The organism is Agrococcus sp. TF02-05, assembly GCF_017565345.1.
Lineage (GTDB): Bacteria > Actinomycetota > Actinomycetes > Actinomycetales > Microbacteriaceae > Agrococcus > Agrococcus pavilionensis.
The window spans coordinates 111566-129720 of sequence record NZ_JAGEKO010000007.1 but is presented as its reverse complement, the minus strand read 5'-3'; the positions used below and the strand labels follow the sequence as shown (position 1 = coordinate 129720).

Below are 18155 nucleotides of genomic sequence, written 5' to 3'. Positions count from 1 at the left end.
TCGATGGATCTCGTCGGCAAGCTGCTGCAGGTGCTCGTCGGCCTCGTGGCCTTCGGTGCCGTGGTGGCGCTGCTGCTGGCCTTCCTCGACCGGCCCGAGGACAAGCCGCGGGCGGCGAGCTGGCGCTCGGGGCTGCGACCCCGCATCATCCTCGTCGCGGCGTTCGCGCTCCTCGCGCTGCTCGCCCGCCTGCTCTACGGCCTGGTCCCGTGGATGACGCAGGCGCTCACGAACGCGGCGATCGCCGTCGGCGTCGCAGGCATCGCGATCGTCGTCCTCCAGTGGCTGCTCGACCGCCTGCTGCAGCCGGCGAGCCCCGCCGTGCGCAGCGCCGTGCTCCGCGGCGTCGGCGCCGCCATCGTCGTCGCGATCGTGCTCGTCGCGCAGTCGGCCGAGCGCATCCCGGCGCTCGACTGGGTCACGCCCGCCCTCGTGCTCGCGGCCACGATCGTCGGCTGGCCGCTCGTCGGCGCGCTCGTCGCCACGGCCGCCATCGCCTTCCTGCCCGACCGCATCCGCCGCAGCGCCCGGCTCCTCGCGTGGCTGCTCGCCGCGGTCGCGGTCGTGGTCGTCGCGCTCGTGCTCGAGGCGGGCCAGGAGCAGCCGGTGGGCGTGTGGCCGTGGGCCGCTGCCGCGGCGCTCAGCATCATCGGGCTGCTCGGCTACCTCGCCGACCGGGACGACGACTCGAAGCCGATGCTCGTCTTCCTGCTGCCCTCGGCCCTGCTGCTCACGATCGGCCTCGTCTACCCGGCGATCCGCACGACGCTGCTCGCCTTCACCGACAAGACCGGCGCGTTCAACGGGCTCGACAACTTCATCTGGATGTTCACGCAGCCCGAGGCGCTCGTGACGCTCGCCAACACGGTCGTGTGGGTCATCCTCGTGCCGCTGCTGTCGACCGCGATCGGCCTCGCCTACGCGGTCTTCATCGACAAGAGCCGCGGCGAGCGCGTCTACAAGATGCTGGTCTTCATGCCGATGGCCATCTCGATGGTCGGCGCGAGCATCATCTGGCGCTTCATGTACGCCTACCGCGGCCCGGAGCAGGAGCAGATCGGCCTCGTGAACCAGATCCTCGTCTGGTTCGGCGGCGAGCCGCAGCAGATCCTGCAGAACAGCCCGTGGAACACCCTCGCGCTCATCGTCGTGATGATCTGGATCCAGACCGGCTTCGCGATGGTCGTGCTCTCGGCGGCGATCAAGGGCGTGCCGACCGAGCAGCTCGAGGCGGCCGAGATCGACGGCGCGAACCCGTGGCAGCGCTTCGCGAACGTCACGGTGCCCGGCATCCGCACGTCGCTCGTCGTCGTCGTCACGACGATCTCGATCGCGACGCTCAAGGTCTTCGACATCGTCCGCACCATGACCGCGGGCAACTTCAACACCTCCGTCGTGGCCAACGAGATGTACACGCAGGCGTTCCGCTCGGGCGAGCCGGGCCGAGGCGCGGCGCTCGCGCTCATCCTGTTCATCATGGTGATGCCGATCGTCATCTACAACATCCGCGTCCTGAACCAGCAGAAGGCGATCCGATGAGCTCCGTCGCATTCACCCCGGACCCCGAGGTCACCCCCGACGAGGTCGCGCCGGCGGTGCGGACCCGCGCCGATCGCGTGAAGCGCCGCCTGACGAGCCCGTGGGCGACGATCGCCGCGCTCGTCATCGCGGTCGTCTGGACGATCCCGACGTTCGGCCTGCTGCTGTCGTCGTTCCGTCCCGCCGACCAGATCCAGACGACCGGCTGGTGGACGTTCTTCTCCGACCCGCAGCTGACGCTCGCCAACTACAGCGAGGTGCTGTTCTCGTCGTCGGCGTCGTCTCCGCAGCTCGGCGAGTACTTCGTCAACTCGCTCGCGATCGCGATCCCGGGCACCCTCATCCCGCTCGTGCTCGCGTGCCTCGCGGCCTACGCGTTCGCCTGGGTGAAGTTCAAGGGCTCGTCGACGCTGTTCGTGATCGTCTTCGCGCTCCAGATCGTGCCGCTGCAGATGGCGCTCATCCCGCTGCTGCAGCTGTTCGTGACCTTCCTGCAGCCGTTCCAGACGGCGCTGCACGAGGCCGTGCCGTTCATCAGCGAGCGGCAGTACCTGCCGGTGTGGATCGCGCACGCGATCTTCGGCCTGCCGCTCGCGATCTTCCTGCTGCACAACTTCATCTCGGCGATCCCCGCCGATGTCATCGAGGCGGCGCGCGTCGACGGCGCGGGCCACGGGCAGATCTTCTTCCGCATCATCCTGCCGCTCGCGATGCCGGCGATCGCGTCGTTCGCGATCTTCCAGTTCCTCTGGGTCTGGAACGACCTGCTCGTCGCGCTCGTGTTCTCGACCGGCACGCCGGACACGGCGCCATTGACGCAACGATTGGCAGAGCTCGCGGGCTCTCGAGGCGAGAACTGGGAGCGGCTCACCGCGGGAGCGTTCGTCTCGCTCATCGTCCCGCTCATCGTGTTCTTCAGCTTGCAGCGCTACTTCGTCAGAGGCTTGCTGGCGGGGTCGGCCAAGGGCTGAGCGCGCAGCACGCGATGCGGCTCCGGCGCGTTGCGTGCGAAACGCTCAAGATCGAACTGCGGAGGGGCGGCCGGTGGCCGCCCCTCCGCGTATTGGGATCTCCTCGCTCGGCAGCTGTCGTGCGGGCCCCGCCGTCAGATCGACGGCGGCCAGCCGCCGTCGATGAGCCGCACGTGCGCGCGGCGCGGCGACGCGCCGCCGGTGCTGGCGAAGCGGGCCTCACCCGCGGTCGCCTCCCTCGGGACGTCGACGGTCAGCGTCTCGACAGCGCGCAGATGGCGCTCGCGGCGCGCGGCGGGCGCGGTTCGCCGGGCGCCGAGCGCCTGCCAGGCGGGCACGACCGCCGCGGCGCTCCGGGCGTGGGGCGCGCCCGCGTCCGGCAGCGGCACGGGCGCGCTCGCGTCGGCGAGTCCGTAGCCCGCGTAGCGCTCGGGGAGTGAGCCGTGGAACGCCTCCGCCGCCCGCTCGAGCTGCTCGGCGAGGCGGCGAGCCGCGTCGTCGAGCCCTGCGCGCATCAGGCCCTCGATCGCGACGGCCGTGTCGTGGGGTCGGATCGCGCCGCCGTTCCACGCGAGCGGCCAGTAGCCGGGCGCGTCGGCCGCGATCGAGCGCAGGCCGAACCCCGACGAGAGGCGCTCGTCGAGTAGCAGCTCGGCGACGGTGCGCTCCTCGTCGCGCGAGAGCAGGGTCGAGCCGACGAGGTGCGCGAGGTCGGCCGAGAGCCAGTCGAGCCGCCCGCCGGTTCCGTCGATCGCCATCGCGGGATGGCGATCGTCGCCGCGAACCACCCAGAACGCGGCACGGAACCGGCGGCGGAGTCTCTCGGCCCAATCGAGCCAGGGCGCGCCGTCATCGCCGAGCGCCTCGAGCAGCGCGGCGCCGCCGACGGCCGCGCGGCACGCGAGGGCCTGCAGCCGGGCGGTCGCGACGGGACCGGCGACCGGCGCCCCCTCGGCGTCGCGCGGCAGCTCGGGCCCGTCGCCGACGGCGACGTCGCCGCCCGGCAGGGTGAGGAAGCCCTCGCCCACCTGCTGCCCCAGCCAGCCGAGCGCGGCGTGCAGCGCGGTGCGCAGCTCACGCACCGCCTCGAGCGGCAGGCCCGCGCGCCACGCGTCGTGCAGCAGCACGATCCACAGCGGCGTCGCGTCGACCGAGTCGGTGAACGTGGGCGGCAGCTCGGCGCCCGCGCGAGCGCCGGCGGGGCGGTGCGGCGAGAGCTCGTGCAGCATGCGGCCCGGCTGCTCGCCCGTGCTGCCGTCGTGCTGCACGCCCTGCCGCGCGGCGAGCGTGCGGAGCGTGCTCTCGGCGAGCGTCGTGCCGAGCGGCAGCAGCAGCCGCGCGGCGCTCAGCGCGTCGCGGGCGACCATCGTCAGCCGCCACGGCGCGCCGGCGGCGAGCACGGCGCCGCTGCCGACGTCGAGCAGGAGGTCCTCGAGGTCGGCGACGGCGCGCTCGCCCCAATGGTCGAGCGCGGGGCGGCCGGTCGGCTCGAGGCCGCGGCTCGGCGCGTCGACGATCGCGCCCTCGACCGCGAGCGAGGCGTCGTCGAGCAGCAGCTCGACCGAGAGCCCGGCCCAGTCGTTGGGCTGCACGATCGCGCGCTGGCGCACGACGACCCGCCCATCGACGACCTCGACCTCGCCCGCGCGGCTGCGGACGCGGAGGGTGCGGATGCCGTCGGTCGCGACCGCGTCGACGCCCTCGATCCCGACGTGCACCGGGACGGGGTCGGCGCGGCCGTCGCGCACGCGCTCGATGGGGCTGAAGGCGACGTCGATCGCGAGCTCGATGCGCACGTCGATCGGCAGGTCGCGGCCGTTCACGACCGTCGCCCGCTCGAGCACCGCGCCCGGGGTGACCTCGCGCATCCGCTCGACCGCGATGCGCGCGTCGCCCGGCTCCGAGTCGAGCGCCGGGGCGATCCCGCGGATGAGCGCCCAGTCGCCCGCGCTCGACGTGGCGAGGTGCTCGATCGGCGCGCCGTCGACGCGCAGCTCGACGGCGCGCACGAAGCGCCAGTCGCCGTGGAAGAGGCCGTGGATCGGGTGCTCGTCCATCGAGCCGTCGCGGCGCGACCAGGCCTGCGTCGGCGCGGACACCGATGCGAGCTGATCGTGGAGCAGGCGCGGCGGGTCGACCTGCTGAGCCTGCTCGTGACGCATGGGACCCCGACCTCGTGAATGCCCTTCGCGGTCACGGTAACGCTGTCCGCAACGGTCGGGACGCAAGGCCGCCTGAGCCTTCGCGCATCCCTGCCTCAGCCTCCGGGTGTCGCGCCGAGCGGCGCCCCGACCGTCCCTATGGCGTGGGCCGGCGCGCGTCGTAGGCGAGGAACGAGCGCTGCGAGCGCGTCACGACCGCGATGAGCACGACGATGAGCAGCCCGCCGAACAGGGGCGGCGCCCAGAGCGCGACGAGGCTCGCGACCGCGCCGGCGTAGAGGTCGCCGAGGCGCGGGCCGCCCGCGACGACGACCTGGAAGAGGCCCTGCGTGCGCCCGCGCATGTCGTCGGGCGTCGCCGTGAGCATCATCGTCGAGCGGAAGATCGCGCTGATCTCGTCGCTCGCGCCCATGCCGGCCATGCCGACCCCGGCGACGATGAGCGCCGGCCACGACACCTGCGACCAGTCGGGGCCGACCTCGCCGCCCAGGCCGAGCGTCATCGCGAGGATGACGGCGCCGACGAGCGCGACGAAGCATCCGTAGACCGTGATCGCGCGGGAGATCGCGATGCCGTGCCGGTGCACGTGCGCGACGGGGCCCGAGAAGAGGCTCGCGAGCAGCGTGCCGATCGCGGCCGCGGCCGTGAGCACGCCGACCGTGACGGGGCCGCCGCCGATCGCGAGCGCCCCGACCGCCGGCAGCAGCGCGAAGGGGCGGCCGAACGTCATGGCGATGATGTCGACGAGGAACGACATGCGGATGTTGGGCGCGTGCTTGAGGAAGCGCCAGCCCTCGCGCAGCGACTCGAGGCCAGGCTTCGACACCGCGCCGAGCGGTGGCAGCTTCGGCAGGCCGATGATGCCGAGGAAGCCGGCGGTGAAGAGCACGGCGTCGATCGCGAACGTGATCGGCAGCCCGACGGTCGCGACGAGCACGCCCGCCGCGGCGGGGCCGACGGTGAGCATCGTGCCGAACGAGATGCCGTTGAGCGCGGCGGCGCGCGAGATGAGGTGGGCGGGCAGGATGCGCGGGGTGACGGCCGAGCGCGTCGCACCCGAGATCGTGGCCGCGACCGTGTTGATCGTCGTCAGCACGTAGAACGGCCAGACGAGCGCGCGCTCGCCGTCCGCGATGAGGGCCGCGTCCCACGCCGAGAGCGCGACGAGACCGAGCACGGCGGTCCAGCCGGTGAGGCTCGAGGCGATGAGCAGCGCGCGGCGGTCGAAGGCGTCGGCGAGCATGCCGCCCCACAGGCCCGCGACGATCATCGGCACGAGCGCGATGCCGCCGACGAGCGCGACCATCATCGTGCTGCCGGTCATGTCGAAGATCTGCAGGCCGACGGCGACGATCGTCATCTGCGCGCCGATGCCGCTGATCGCGGTGCCGATCCACAGCCGGGCGAAGGCGGGGCTCGCCTTGAGCGGCGCGAGGTCGACCATGCGCCGGCGACGCTCGGGCGCCTCGCCTGCCGTGTCGCGCGGGTCGGTCTCGACGCCGGCGGGAGGCAGGATGCCGTGCGAGCCGGTCGTCGGCTCGTCGCCCGACTCCAGGCGAGGGCCGCTCACGCGGCGGAGTCGTCGCCGAGCAGCGCGTCGATCGCCGAGAGGAGGTCGTCGTGGCGGCCCTCGGCCGCGAGCCGGCGGGCGCGCACGGTCGGCTTGTGCAGCACGACGCCGGCGAAGTGCCGCAGCGCCTGCTCGGCGAGCTTGCGCTCGGCCTCGGTGCCGCGCTTGCCGATGCGCGCGAGCTCGGCCTCGAGCGCGTCCTCGACGTGCTCGCGGAGCGTCGCGATCGCCGAGCCCACCTGGTGCTCGGCGGTGCCGCGCTCGAACCGGCGCGCGGCCTTGCGCACGAGGTCGCGCGCATCCTCGGTCGCCGTGAGGTGCTCGAGCGGCGCGTGGATGCGGATCGTCTCGAGGTCGAGCACCTCGACGCCCGGCACGGTCGCGGCGTCGGGATCCACGTTGCGCGGCATGCCCATGTCGACGACGAGCTGCGCGGCGCGGCCGTGCTCGACGGGGCACTCGTGCGCCGCGCCCGCGCCGGCCGAGCGCAGCGGGCACGTCGCGGGCGAGTCGTGCCCGACCGGGCAGACGGATGCGTCGTGCACGTCGGCGTCGGCGCCCGGGAAGGCGTGGGTCGCGGCGAGCTGCTCGCGGCCCGCGCGCAGCAGGGCGGCGTCGACGACGTGCTGGTCGGAGCTCGTGCAGGTCACGATGACGTCGGCGCTCGCGGCGGCGAGGGCGGCGTCGCGCGGGTCGACGTAGCCGATCGCGTGGCTGCGCGCGAAGCCCTCGCCGCGGTTCGAGGGGCTCCACACCTCGATGTGCTTCGTGCCGCGGCGGCGCAGCTCGGCGAGCGAGACGCCCGCGAAGCGACCGGTGCCGACGAGCAGCACGCGAGCGCCGGCGAGGTCGACGCGAGCGCTCGCGAGGTCGAGGGCGAGGCGCACGATCGAGCGGCCGGCCTCGCCGATGCCGGTGCGGTTCTTGATGGTGCGCTGCGTCTCGGAGGCGCGCTGGAAGAGCCGCTCGAGGTGCGCGGAGGTCGTGCCCGCCTCCTGCGCCGAGGCGAGCGCGCGGCGCACCTGGCCGGCGATCTCGCCCTCGCCGATGACGACCGACTCGAGGCCCGCCGCGACCGAGAAGAGGTGCTCGGCGGCGCGCGTGTCGACGAGCGGCTCGAGCGTCTCGGGGCGATGGAAGCCGAGCGCGTCGGCGGCGGCGCCCTGCGCGATGCCGGCCGCCTCCTCGTGCTCATCGGCGTCGACGTCGAGGTAGACCTCGAAGCGATTGCACGTCGAGACGACGACGGCGCCGTCGACCGCGGGGTGGGCGGCGAAGGAGCTGGGGAGGGCGGAGGCGTCGGCGGACGACAGCGCCTCGAGGGCGTTGAAGTCGGCGTTCTTGTGACTCGCCGTCAGGCAGATGAGCACCAGAGCATCCTACCGCGCCCGTGTACCCCGTTCCGAGCCCTCGCCGTCCGCCGTCAGCGATCGCACAGCGCACCGCGAGGCGCGGCGGCCACGCTGGCCGCATGCGCGAGCTCGACCTCATCCTCTACGGCGCGACCGGCTTCGTCGGCCGGCTCGTCGCCGAGCACCTCGCGGCCGCCGCGCCCGCCGACCTGCGCGTCGGCCTCGCGGGCCGCTCGATCGAGCGGCTCGAGCGCGTGCGGGCGGGCCTCGGCCCCGCGGGCTCGGAGTGGCTGCTCGCGCTCGCCGACAGCGGCGACCCCGCGAGCCTCCGCTCGCTCGCGGAGCGCTCGCGCGTCGTCGTGAGCACCGTCGGCCCCTACCTCCGGCACGGGCTGCCGCTCGCGGAGGCCTGCGCCGATGCCGGCACCGACTACCTCGATCTCACGGGCGAGGTGCTCTTCGTGCGCGAGCTCGTCGAGCGCTGCCACGAGCGCGCCGAGGCGAGCGGCGCCCGGCTCGTCGTCTCGAGCGGCTTCGACTCGGTGCCCTCCGACCTCTCGGTGCACGTGCTCGCCGCGCTCGCGGCCGAGCTCGGCGCGGGTGGCCTCACCGACACGACGCTGCGGGTGCGCGAGCTCTCGGGCGGCATCAGCGGGGGCACGATCGACTCGCTCCGCGCGCAGCTCGAGCGCGCGCAAGGCGAGCCGCGGCTGCGCGCGATCCTCGCCGACCCCGCCGCGCTCACGGGCGGCGTGCCGGTGCGCGCGTCGGCGGATGCGTCGCGGCACTTCCGCGACGCCGAGACCGGGGAGTGGGCGGCGCCGTTCGTGATGGCCTCGTACAACACGCGCCTCGTGCTGCGCTCGCACGCGCTGCGCGGCCGCGGCTACGGCGATCGCTTCCGCTACCGCGAGATCGTGCCGACCGGTCGCGGCGCCGGGGGCAAGCTGCGCGCCGCGGGCCTCGCGGCCGGCGTCACGGCGCTCGCCGCCGCGATGGCGACGCCGGGCCTCCGGCGCCTCGTCGACGCCGCGCTCCCCGCGCCGGGCGAGGGGCCGTCGGAGGAGGTGCGCGAGCGCGGGCGCTTCCGCATGGTCACCTCCGCCCGCACCGAGCGCGGCGACCGCCTCGAGGCGACCTTCGCCGCGCAGGGCGACCCCGGCTACGCCGCGACCTCCGTCATGCTCGGGGAGGCGGCGCTCGCGCTCGCGGTCGACGGCGAGCGCTGCAGCCCGACGGGCGGTGTGCTCACCCCCGCGACCGCGATGGGCGACGTGCTCGTCGAGCGCTTGCAGGCGCAGGGCTTCACGATCGACGCGCGTGCGCTCGGCGGGTAGTCGGGCCCGCGTCGGCGGCGCACGCTCATGGCTGGCGCACAGCCAGCGCCAGGTCGGCCAGCCGCCCGCGTGGGACAATGGAGCAGTGACCGCCCTGCCCGAGAACCACCCGCTCAACACGCGCACCGGCGCCTCGCCGCTCGTGCGCGCGTACCGCGGCGACCGCCCCGAGACGACCCCGGTGTGGTTCATGCGGCAAGCGGGCCGCTCGCTCCCCGAGTACCGCGAGCTGCGCCAGCGCACCGACGGCCCCGACCGCGACATGCTCGACACGTGCCTCGTGCCCGAGCTCGCAAGCGAGATCACGCTCCAGCCCGTCCGCCGCCACGGGGTCGACGCGGCGATCTTCTTCAGCGACATCATGGTGCCGCTCAAGCTCGCGGGCGTCGACGTGAAGATCGCGCCGGGCGTCGGCCCGGTCGTCGCCGAGCCCATCCGCACCCCCGACGACGTCGCCCGGCTCGTCGCGAACGACCCGGCGATGCTCGAGACCGCGCTCGAGCCCGTGCGCGAAGGCGTGCGGCAGACGATCGCCGGGCTCGCCGAGATCGGCGACGGCTCGACCCCGCTCATCGGCTTCGCCGGCGCCCCCTTCACGCTCGCCGCCTACCTCGTCGCCGGTCGCCCCTCGAAGGACCACCTCGAGGCCCGCACCCTCATGCGCGCGCACCCCGACGCCTGGGACGCGCTCACCCGCTGGGCCGCCGACGTCACCGGCCGCTTCCTCCGCGCCCAGGTCGAGGAGGGCGCGAGCGCCGCGCAGCTGTTCGACTCGTGGGCGGGCTCGCTGCCGCTCGAGCAGTACCGCGAGCACGTCGCCCCCGCCTCGCGCCTCGCGCTCGACCGCGTGCGCGACCTGACCGACGCGACCGGCGCCCGCGTGCCGCTCGTGCACTTCGGCGTCGGCGCGGGCGAGCTCTACTCGGTGATGGACCTCGACGTCGACGCCGTCGGGGTCGACTGGCGCGTGCCGCTCGACGTCGCGCTCGAGCGCATCGGCACCGATGTCACGGTGCAGGGCAACCTCGACCCGGCCGTGCTCGGCGCGCCGTGGGAGATCATCGTCGCCGCGATCGACCACGTGATGCTCGCGGGCTCGGTCGCGCGCGCACACGTGTTCAACCTCGGCCACGGCGTCCCGCCGACGACCGACCCCGAGGTGCTCACGCGCATCGTGCAGGCGGTGCACGCTCGGTGACCGACGACCTCGCTCAGCCCTCGTCGGCGGCGGATGCGTCCGCCGGCCGGAGCGCGCCGACCCACGACGCGATCGTGCTCGGCGCAGGCGTCGCGGGCCTCACGGTCGCGCACGACCTCGCGGGCCGCGGCTACCGCGTGCTCGTGCTCGAGGCGAGCGAGCGGCTCGGCGGCGTCGCGAGCGGCATCGAGGTCGACGGGCTCGCGCTCGACGCGGGCGCCGAGTCGTTCGCGACCCGCGGCGGCGCGGTCGCCGAGCTCGCGGCGGAGCTCGGCCTCGCCGACGACATCGTCGACCCGAACCCCGCCGGCGCGTGGCTGCAGCTGCCGGGCCGCGCGGTGCCGCTGCCGAAGCAGACGCTGCTCGGCATCCCCGCCGTGCCGCTCGCGCGCGACGTCATCGACGCGCTCGGCTGGGGCGGGGCGCTGCGCGCCTACGGCGACCGGCTCATGCCCGTGCTCAAGATCGGCAAGGACGAGGCGCTCGGCCCGCTCGTGCGCCGCCGCATGGGGCAGAAGGCGCTCGACCGGCTCGTCGCGCCGCTCGCGGGCGGCGTCTACTCGGCCGACCCCGACCTGCTCGACGTCGCGGTCGTCGCACCCGGCCTCAACAACGCCATCACGCGCGCCGGCTCGCTCTCGGGCGCCGTCGCGCTCGTGCTCGAGGAGCGCGCCGGCGCCGCGAAGCAGGTCGGCAGGCCAGGCTCTGCCGTGCAGGGCATCCGCGGCGGCATCCACCGCATCACCGCCGCCCTCGCCGAGCGCGCGCGCGAGCACCGCGCGGAGCTGCGCACCGGCGTGCGCGCCGTCTCCGCCGCGAAGACCGCGACCGGCTGGCGCGTGCAGACGGATGCGGGCAGCTTCGACGCGTCGTCGCTCGTCGTCGCGCTCCCCGAGCGCGAGGCGCGCCGCGTGCTCGGCGACGCGATCGGCCCGGCGGCGCGCGCCGACGAGCCTGGCGTGACCGTCGAGCTCGTCACGCTCGTGCTCCCCGCGGGCGCGGTCTCGGGCGATCCGCGCGGCACGGGCGTGCTCGTCGCGGCCGACGCGACGGGCGTGCGCGCGAAGGCGATGACGCACTCGAGCGCGAAGTGGTCGTGGCTGCGCGAGGCCGCCGCGGGCCGCGAGGTCGTGCGCCTCTCCTACGGCTCGGGCATCGCCGCGCCCGCGACCGAGGGGCTCGACGACGCGGCGGCCGCGGCGCTCGCGCTCGAGGACGCGAAGACGATCCTCGGCATCGACTTGCCGCAGCCGCTCGCGAGCGCCCGCGTGCGCTGGGAGCAGGGCCAGCCCTCGTCGATCGTCGGCGCGAAGCGCCGCCAGCAGGCGCTCCGCGACGCCGCGGCCGAGCACGAGAACCTCGAGGTCGTCGGCGCGGCCGTCGCCGGCACGGGCCTCGCGCAGGTCGTGCCCGACGCGCGCGAGGCGGCCCTGCGCATCCGCCGCGAGCGCTTCGCGATCGCCGGCACCCCCTGGACCGAGGACCTCGACGACGAGGCCGCCGCGACCGAGCCGGAGGACGCATCCGGCACCCCAGTGACAGACGGACGAGGAGAGGCATGAGCGAGCAGTCATCGCCCCAGGCAGGAGCGCTGGGCGACGGGTTCACCATCTGGAGCGTGCACCGCCGCGGCGGCGCGGGCGCTGCGGGATCGAGCACCGGCGGAGCGCCGCTCGCCGACGAGCTCGCGGCGCTCGAGGCCGAGGGCGTCACGACGCGCGGCATCTACGACGTCTCGGGCATGCGCGCCGACGCCGACGTGCTCGTGTGGATGCACGGCACGGCCGGCGCCGCCACGAGCCCCGAGGCGCTCCAGGCGGCCGTGCGCCGCGTGCGCCGCTCGCGCGAGCTCGCCGGCACGACGATCACCTGGAGCGCGATGGGCGTGCACCGCGACGCGGAGTTCAACAAGTCCCACGTGCCCGGGTTCCTCCGCGGCATCGAGCCGAAGCAGTGGGTGACGGTCTACCCGTTCAACCGCTCCTACGAGTGGTACCTGCTCGACCCCGCCGAGCGCTCCCGCATGCTCGCCGAGCACGGCCGCGCAGGCGCCGCCTACCGCGGCGTCGTCGCGAACACCGTCGCGGCCTTCGCGCTCGGCGACTACGAGTGGATCCTGCCGCTCGAATCCGACGAGCTCGTCGAGCTCGTCGACATGATGCGCGAGCTGCGGGCCGTGGATGCGCGCCTGCACGTGCGCGAGGAGATCCCGTTCTTCACGGGCCGACGGATCACGATCGACGAGATCGAGGAGGTGCTCGCATGAGCGAGTCGACAGAGGCCGGATCGAGCCAGGCGCAGAGCGGCTGCTGCGGCGGTGGCTGCTGCGGCGGCGCCGTGCAGGCGCAGCCCGAGCAGCAGCAGGCCGCGCAGCAGGGCCGCCGCGAGACGAAGGCGCCCGCCGCGACCGGCGTGCACCTCGAGCCCGGCGCCGCGGTGCCGAGCGCGACCGAGCCCGCGCAGGCCGGTCCCGAGCACGTCGAGGAGCCGGTCGCCTACGACGGCATCCTGCTGTCGGGCTTCGGGGGCCCCGAGGGGCAGGACGACGTGCTGCCGTTCCTCCGCAACGTCACGCGCGGCCGCGGCATCCCCGACGAGCGGCTCGAGGAGGTCGCGACCCACTACCGCCACTTCGGCGGTGTGAGCCCGATCAACGACCAGAACCGCGAGCTCAAGGCCGCGCTCGAGGCCGCGCTCGCCGAGGCGGGCCTCGACCTGCCCGTCTACTGGGGCAACCGCAACTGGGCGCCCTACCTCGACGAGGCGCTGCAGCAGGCGGCCGCCGCGGGCGCCTCGAAGCTCCTCGCGATCCCCACGTCCGCCTACTCGTCCTATTCCTCGTGCCGCCAGTACCGCGAGGACTGGGCCGACGCGCTCGAGGCGACGGGCCTGCAGGCGACGATGCAGATCGACAAGGTGCGGCAGTTCTTCAACCACCCGGGCTTCCTCGCCCCGTTCGTCGACGGCGTGCGCGCGAGCCTCGCCGAGGCGCGCGAGGCGGGCTTCGCCGACGGGGAGGTCGAGGTGCTCTTCGCGACCCACAGCATCCCCACCGCCGACGCCGAGCGCTCGGGCGCGCCCGACCTGCACGAGTGGGGCCCGGGCGGCGGCTACGAGGCGCAGCACCTCGCCGCGGCCGAGTACGTGATGGGCGAGGCGGCGCCGGGTGTCGCGTGGCAGCTCGTCTACCAGTCGCGCTCGGGGCCCGCCTCGCAGCCGTGGCTCGAACCTGACATCAACGATGCGATCGAGGCCCTGGAGGGCCGGAAGGCCGTCGTGATCGTGCCGCTCGGCTTCGTGAGCGACCACATGGAGGTCATGTGGGACCTCGACGAGGAGGCGATCGAGACAGCGACCGAGGCGGGCCTGTGGGTGCGCCGCGCGCCGACGCCCGGCGTCGACCCGCAGTACGTCGGCGCGCTCGTCGACCTCGTGCAGGAGCGGCTCGAGGGCCGGCCGGCCGCCGAGCGGAACGCCGTCACGTCGATCCACCCCTGGTACGACGTATGCCGCCCCGGCTGCTGCGAGAACCCGCGGCTCGGGTTCCGGCCCGCGATCGCGGGGCTGCAGCCGTGACCGCGGCGCTGCGGGGACGGCTGATCCGCGTCACGGACCCCACCTCGGCACGCGGACCCGAAATCTCGGGTCCGGCTGCCGACCTCGGGTCCGTTGCGAGCGGAGGTCAGCGATGAGCGGCGCGCTCAAGGTCGGCACGCGCGGCTCCGAGCTCGCGATGGCGCAGTGCGCGGCGCTCGCCGAGCGCTTCGACGCCGAGGTCGAGCTCGTGCCGATCACGACGCAGGGCGACACCGACCGCTCGTCGCTGCAGCAGATCGGCGGCACGGGCGTGTTCGTCTCGGCGCTGCGGGACGCGCTGCTCGAGGGCCGCGTCGACGTCGCGGTGCACTCGATGAAGGATCTCCCGACGGCACCCGCCGAGGGCATCGAGCTCGCCGCGGTCTCGAAGCGCGAGGACGCCCGCGACGCGCTGTGCGCGCGCGACGGGCTCACCTTCGCCGAGCTGCCCGAGGGCGCGAAGGTCGGCACCGGCTCGCCGCGGCGCATGGCGCAGCTGCGGCTCGCCCGCCCCGACCTCGACGTCGTCGACCTGCGAGGCAACGTGCCGACGCGCCTCGCTCGCGCGCAGGGCCCCGACGCCGACCTCGACGCGGTCGTGCTCGCGCTCGCGGGCCTCAAGCGGCTCGGGCTCGAGGACCGCGCGACCGAGGTGCTCGACGTGATCGACTTCCCGACCGCGCCGGCGCAGGGCGCGCTCGCCGTCGAGGTCCGCGCGGGCGACGAGGCGGCGCGGAAGGCCGTCGCGCCGACCGACCACGCGTCGACGCGCGCGGCCGCCGACGCCGAGCGGCGCGTGCTCGCGGGCCTCGAGGCCGGCTGCGCCGCACCGCTCGCGGCGCACGCGGAGGTCGCCGACGGGATGCTCTTCCTCACCGCGTCGGCGTACGCGACCGACGGCTCGCGGAAGCTCACGGCATCCCACGCCTACACGCTCGACTCGACGAAGCCCGGCGAGCTCGCGGAGGCGGCGCGCGACGTCGCCGAGCGCGCGGTCGCCGAGCTGCTCGAGGGCGGCGCGGCCGACCTCGTGCACGAGGCGCGCTCCTCGGCCGACTGAGGCCGGCGTGCGCGTCCTCATCCCGCGCGGCGGCGACTGGGGCGACGAGGTCGCGCGGCTCGTCGCCGCGACCGGGCTCGAGCCGGTCGTGCGCCCGCTCGTGCGGACGGCGCCGGCGGAGGATCAGGATGCGCTGCGGCGCGAGCTCGCACGGCTCGCCGACGGCGGCTTCGACTGGCTCGTCGTGACGAGCCGCTCGACCGTGCCGGTGCTGCCGCGCGTGCCCGGATCGGTGCGCGTCGCGGCCGTCGGCGCGGCGACGGCCGCGGCGCTCCGCGAGCGGGGCGTGCCGGTCGACTTCGTGCCGACGCGCCAATCGGCCGCCGGGCTCGTCGCGGAGTGGCCGCTCCGCGAGGGCAACGCGCTCTGGCCGAGGGCGCTCGACGCGCGGCCGACGGTCGCCGAGGGCCTGCGGCGGCACGGCATGCGCGTCACCGACGTCGTCGCCTACCGCACCGTGCCGGTCGACGCCCCCGCGCTCGAGCGCGGCGAGCCGCCGATCGACGCGGCGCTCGTCACCTCGGGCTCGATCGCGCGGCAGGTGGCGCGGCTCGGCCTGCCGGCCGGCGCGCGCGTCATCGCCATCGGCGAGCAGACCGCCGAGGACTGCCGCGCGCTCGGGCTGCCGGTCGCGGGCGTCGCCGCGCAGCCGAGCCCCGCCGCGCTCGTCGAGGCGCTGAGGGCGAGCGCGAGCGAGGGCGCGTAGCCTCGGGGCATGACCGAGCCGAACCGCGCGCTCGAGGCGCTCGCCGCCTCCGGGCTCGAGCACGAGATCACCCGCCACGGCCGCGTCGGCTCCCTCGCCGAGGCCGCCGCGGCGCGCGGCGTCGAGCCCGGCGACATCGTGAAGACGATGGTCGTCCGGCGCGGCGAGGGCGACCACCTGCTCGTGCTCGTGCCGGGGGACCGCGCGATCGCGTGGCCGAAGCTCCGCGAGCTGCTCGGCGTCAACCGGCTCTCGATGCCCGACGCCGACGCCGCGTTCGAGGTGACGGGCTTCCGCCGCGGCACCATCACGCCGTTCGGCACGACCCGGCCCCTGCCCGTGATCGCCGACGAGCGCGTCCTCGGCCGGCGCGTCTCGATCGGCGCGGGCGACCACGGCGTCGCGGCGACGCTCGACGGCGACGCGCTCGTCGCGCACCTGGGCGCCCTGGTCGCCGACGTGACCGATCCCGAGCCGCCGCGCTGACGCATCCGCCCTGCCTGCAGCGGCAGGTCAGCGCTCGCTGCGCTCCGGCAGCGCCCGGAGCACCGCGAGCACCTGCTCGGCCGGCATCTCGCACGGCTTGAGCTGCGTGCCGCCGCTCGTGCGCCACACGTTCGCGCTCATGCGCGCGCGACCGCCGAGCTGCTCGCCGTCGATCGTGCTCGAGCGGCCGTCTGCGCGGTCGACGCGCGTGATGCTCCACGTGCGGCCGTCGATCTCGAACCGGCTCTCGCCGAGCGGCACGCGCGCGACGAGCGCGTCGAGCTCCTCGTCGGCGGTCATGCCGACCACGCTAGCCCGGCCGACCGTTGCCCCGGCCGGGAGGATCCGGTACCGTCGCCTGCGCAATCGTCGGCGGTGTCAGCGCCGGCGCACTTCGCCCCAGGAGACCAGAGCATGACCGACAGCACGGGAGCCGCGATCCCGCGCTGACCCGACGGCACACGCACCGTCGACGCATCCGTCAGCGCTTCCACGCTCTCGGAGGTCTCCTCTTGGCACGCACCGCCATCGCGCTCTCGCGCGTCTCCTTCACCTGGCCGGACGGCACGCTCGCGCTCGACGCCGCGACCGGCACGCTCGGCCACGGCCGCACGGGTCTCGTCGGCCGCAACGGCTCCGGCAAGTCCACGCTCCTGCGGCTCATCGCCGGCGAGCTCTCGCCCGCCTCGGGCGAGCTCGTCGTGCACGGCACCGTCGCGAGGCTGCCGCAGCAGCTCGCGCTCGGGCCCGGCACCGTCGCCGACGCCCTCGGCATCGCCCCCGTGCTCACCGCGATCGCCGCGATCGAGCGCGGCGACGTCGCCGAGCACCGCTTCGACGCCGTCGGCGATCGATGGGGGATCGAGGCGGATGCGCTCGGCGAGCTCGCCGCGCTCGGGCTCGCGGGCGACGCCGACCTGCTGCGGCGGCCCGTCGCGTCGCTCTCGGGCGGCGAAGCGGTGCTCGTCGGGCTCGCGGCCATCCGGCTGCAGCGCGCCGACATCGCCCTGCTCGACGAGCCGACGAACAGCCTCGACGCGCGCGCTCGCGCGCGGCTGCAGGACGCGATCGGCGCCTGGCGCGGCACGCTCGTCGTCGTCAGCCACGACGTCGCCCTGCTCGAGCGCGTCGATCGCATCGTCGAGCTGCACGGTGCGGCGCCGGTCGCCGGCTCGAGCCTGCGCACCTTCGACGGGCCCTACTCGGTCTACCGCGCGGCGATCGAGGCGGAGCAGGCGGCGGCGGAGCGCGACGTGCGCGACGCCGAGCAGCAGCTGCGGCGCGAGCGTCGCGAGCGCGTCGAGGCGGAGCTGCAGCTCGCCGGCCGATCCCGCATCGCGCGGAAGGCGTACGCCGAGAAGCGCGAGCCGCGCGCGGTCATGAAGCTCAAGGCCCGATCGGCGCAGGTCTCGGCCGCGAAGCACCGCGACCTGCACGACGACCGGCTCCGGCGGGCGGAGTCGGCGCTCGAGGAAGCGCAGGCGCAGCTGCGGGCGGACCGCGCGATCCGCATCGAGCTGCCCGGCACGGTCGTGCCGACGGGTCGCGACGTGCTCGCGCTCCGTCACGCGCACGGCGAGCTGCTCGTGCGCGGGCCTGAGCGGATCGCCCTCACCGGGCCGAACGGGGCGGGCAAGACGACGCTGCTGGAGGCGATCGTCGCGGCGGGCTCTGCCGCGGGAGGCGCGCCGGGTCGGGCCGACGGCGCACCGGCGCCCGTGGCCGAGGTCGAGCACCGCATCGCCGAGACCGCGATGCTGCCGCAGCGCATCCGCTTCGACGACGAGGACGCGACGCTCGTCGACGCGGTGCGCGAGACGGCGCCGGAGCGCTCGCTGCAGGACGTGCGGGCGCAGCTCGCCCGGTTCCTGTTCCGCGGCGCGCGCGCCGACCAGCGCGTGCGCGACCTCTCGGGCGGCGAGCGGTTCCGGCTCGCGCTCGCGCGGCTGCTGCTCGCCGACCCCGCGCCGCAGCTGCTGCTGCTCGACGAGCCGACGAACTCGCTCGACCTCGACTCGATCGACCGGCTCGTCGAGGCGCTCGCCGCCCACCGCGGCGCGCTCGTGGTCGTGAGCCACGATGAGGCGTTCCTCGAGCGGCTCGGCCTCACGCGCCGCTGGTCGATCGACGACGGGCGGCTGCTCGACCGCCCCATCGACGCCGTCGGCACGGCGCGCGGGTAGCCTGGGCGGCTGGAC

15 protein-coding genes are annotated in these 18155 nt (G+C 75.2%); 11 read left to right on the top strand and 4 right to left on the bottom strand.

Features of this window, described 5'->3' with window-relative positions; translation table 11 throughout:
* Nucleotides 1-579: 579 nt before the first annotated feature.
* Nucleotides 580-1539 (top strand): carbohydrate ABC transporter permease, encoded by a 960-nt coding sequence (locus JQT67_RS08010; protein ID WP_374222122.1) that lies wholly within the window; start codon nucleotides 580-582, stop codon nucleotides 1537-1539.
* Nucleotides 1536-2510, top strand: coding sequence for a carbohydrate ABC transporter permease (locus JQT67_RS08005; protein WP_208064225.1), 975 nt, complete (start codon nucleotides 1536-1538; stop codon nucleotides 2508-2510). The genes JQT67_RS08010 and JQT67_RS08005 overlap by 4 nt, the downstream gene beginning before the upstream one ends.
* A 134-nt stretch (nucleotides 2511-2644) precedes the next feature.
* Here the strand turns inward: JQT67_RS08005 and JQT67_RS08000 are convergent, their stop codons facing one another.
* The 3 genes from JQT67_RS08000 to JQT67_RS07990 all read right to left on the bottom strand — a co-directional run bounded on the left by JQT67_RS08000 (nucleotide 2645) and on the right by JQT67_RS07990 (nucleotide 7612).
* Complete coding sequence (locus JQT67_RS08000) at nucleotides 2645-4672, bottom strand: glycogen debranching N-terminal domain-containing protein (RefSeq protein WP_208064224.1); 2028 nt, start codon at nucleotides 4670-4672, stop codon at nucleotides 2645-2647.
* Nucleotides 4673-4808: 136 nt separating this feature from the next.
* Complete coding sequence (locus JQT67_RS07995; protein ID WP_307864267.1) at nucleotides 4809-6242, bottom strand: MFS transporter; 1434 nt, start codon at nucleotides 6240-6242, stop codon at nucleotides 4809-4811.
* Nucleotides 6239-7612 carry a glutamyl-tRNA reductase gene (locus tag JQT67_RS07990; RefSeq protein WP_208064223.1) on the bottom strand — a complete coding sequence of 458 codons (1374 nt, stop codon included), beginning with the start codon at nucleotides 7610-7612 and terminating at the stop codon, nucleotides 6239-6241. The genes JQT67_RS07995 and JQT67_RS07990 overlap by 4 nt, the downstream gene beginning before the upstream one ends.
* A gap of 101 nt (nucleotides 7613-7713) precedes the next feature.
* Here JQT67_RS07990 and JQT67_RS07985 point away from each other — a divergent pair, with 101 nt between their 5' ends.
* The 8 genes from JQT67_RS07985 to JQT67_RS07950 all read left to right on the top strand — a co-directional run bounded on the left by JQT67_RS07985 (nucleotide 7714) and on the right by JQT67_RS07950 (nucleotide 15957).
* Nucleotides 7714-8931 carry a trans-acting enoyl reductase family protein gene (locus JQT67_RS07985; RefSeq protein WP_208064222.1) on the top strand — a complete coding sequence of 406 codons (1218 nt, stop codon included), beginning with the start codon at nucleotides 7714-7716 and terminating at the stop codon, nucleotides 8929-8931.
* An 85-nt stretch (nucleotides 8932-9016) separates the two neighbouring features.
* The gene (hemE, locus tag JQT67_RS07980; protein ID WP_208064221.1) at nucleotides 9017-10129 is read left to right on the top strand and encodes a uroporphyrinogen decarboxylase; all 1113 of its coding nucleotides are present in this window, start codon (nucleotides 9017-9019) and stop codon (nucleotides 10127-10129) included.
* Complete coding sequence (gene hemG / locus JQT67_RS07975) at nucleotides 10126-11691, top strand: protoporphyrinogen oxidase (RefSeq protein ID WP_208064220.1); 1566 nt, start codon at nucleotides 10126-10128, stop codon at nucleotides 11689-11691. The genes hemE and hemG overlap by 4 nt, the downstream gene beginning before the upstream one ends.
* On the top strand, nucleotides 11688-12395 hold the full coding sequence (gene hemQ, locus JQT67_RS07970; protein WP_021010656.1) for a hydrogen peroxide-dependent heme synthase: 708 nt from the start codon (nucleotides 11688-11690) through the stop codon (nucleotides 12393-12395). Before hemG ends, hemQ begins: the two co-directional genes overlap by 4 nt.
* A complete protein-coding gene (locus JQT67_RS07965; RefSeq protein WP_208064219.1) occupies nucleotides 12392-13705 on the top strand; it encodes a ferrochelatase in 1314 nt (437 codons plus the stop codon). Before hemQ ends, JQT67_RS07965 begins: the two co-directional genes overlap by 4 nt.
* Nucleotides 13706-13817: 112 nt before the next feature.
* The gene (gene hemC, locus JQT67_RS07960; protein WP_208064218.1) at nucleotides 13818-14765 is read left to right on the top strand and encodes a hydroxymethylbilane synthase; all 948 of its coding nucleotides are present in this window, start codon (nucleotides 13818-13820) and stop codon (nucleotides 14763-14765) included.
* Between the two features lie 7 nt (nucleotides 14766-14772).
* Nucleotides 14773-15471: a uroporphyrinogen-III synthase gene (locus tag JQT67_RS07955; RefSeq protein ID WP_208064217.1), complete on the top strand. Its 699-nt coding sequence runs from the start codon at nucleotides 14773-14775 to the stop codon at nucleotides 15469-15471.
* A 9-nt stretch (nucleotides 15472-15480) separates the two neighbouring features.
* The gene (locus tag JQT67_RS07950; RefSeq protein ID WP_208064216.1) at nucleotides 15481-15957 is read left to right on the top strand and encodes an aminoacyl-tRNA deacylase; all 477 of its coding nucleotides are present in this window, start codon (nucleotides 15481-15483) and stop codon (nucleotides 15955-15957) included.
* A gap of 27 nt (nucleotides 15958-15984) precedes the next feature.
* On the opposite strand, the gene JQT67_RS07945 is transcribed toward JQT67_RS07950, so the two are convergent.
* Nucleotides 15985-16257: a peptide methionine sulfoxide reductase gene (locus JQT67_RS07945; protein ID WP_208064215.1), complete on the bottom strand. Its 273-nt coding sequence runs from the start codon at nucleotides 16255-16257 to the stop codon at nucleotides 15985-15987.
* Nucleotides 16258-16469: 212 nt separating this feature from the next.
* On the opposite strand from JQT67_RS07945, the gene JQT67_RS07940 reads away from it, so the two are divergent.
* Nucleotides 16470-18140 carry an ATP-binding cassette domain-containing protein gene (locus JQT67_RS07940; protein WP_208064214.1) on the top strand — a complete coding sequence of 557 codons (1671 nt, stop codon included), beginning with the start codon at nucleotides 16470-16472 and terminating at the stop codon, nucleotides 18138-18140.
* The last annotated feature ends 15 nt before the right edge of the window (nucleotides 18141-18155 follow it).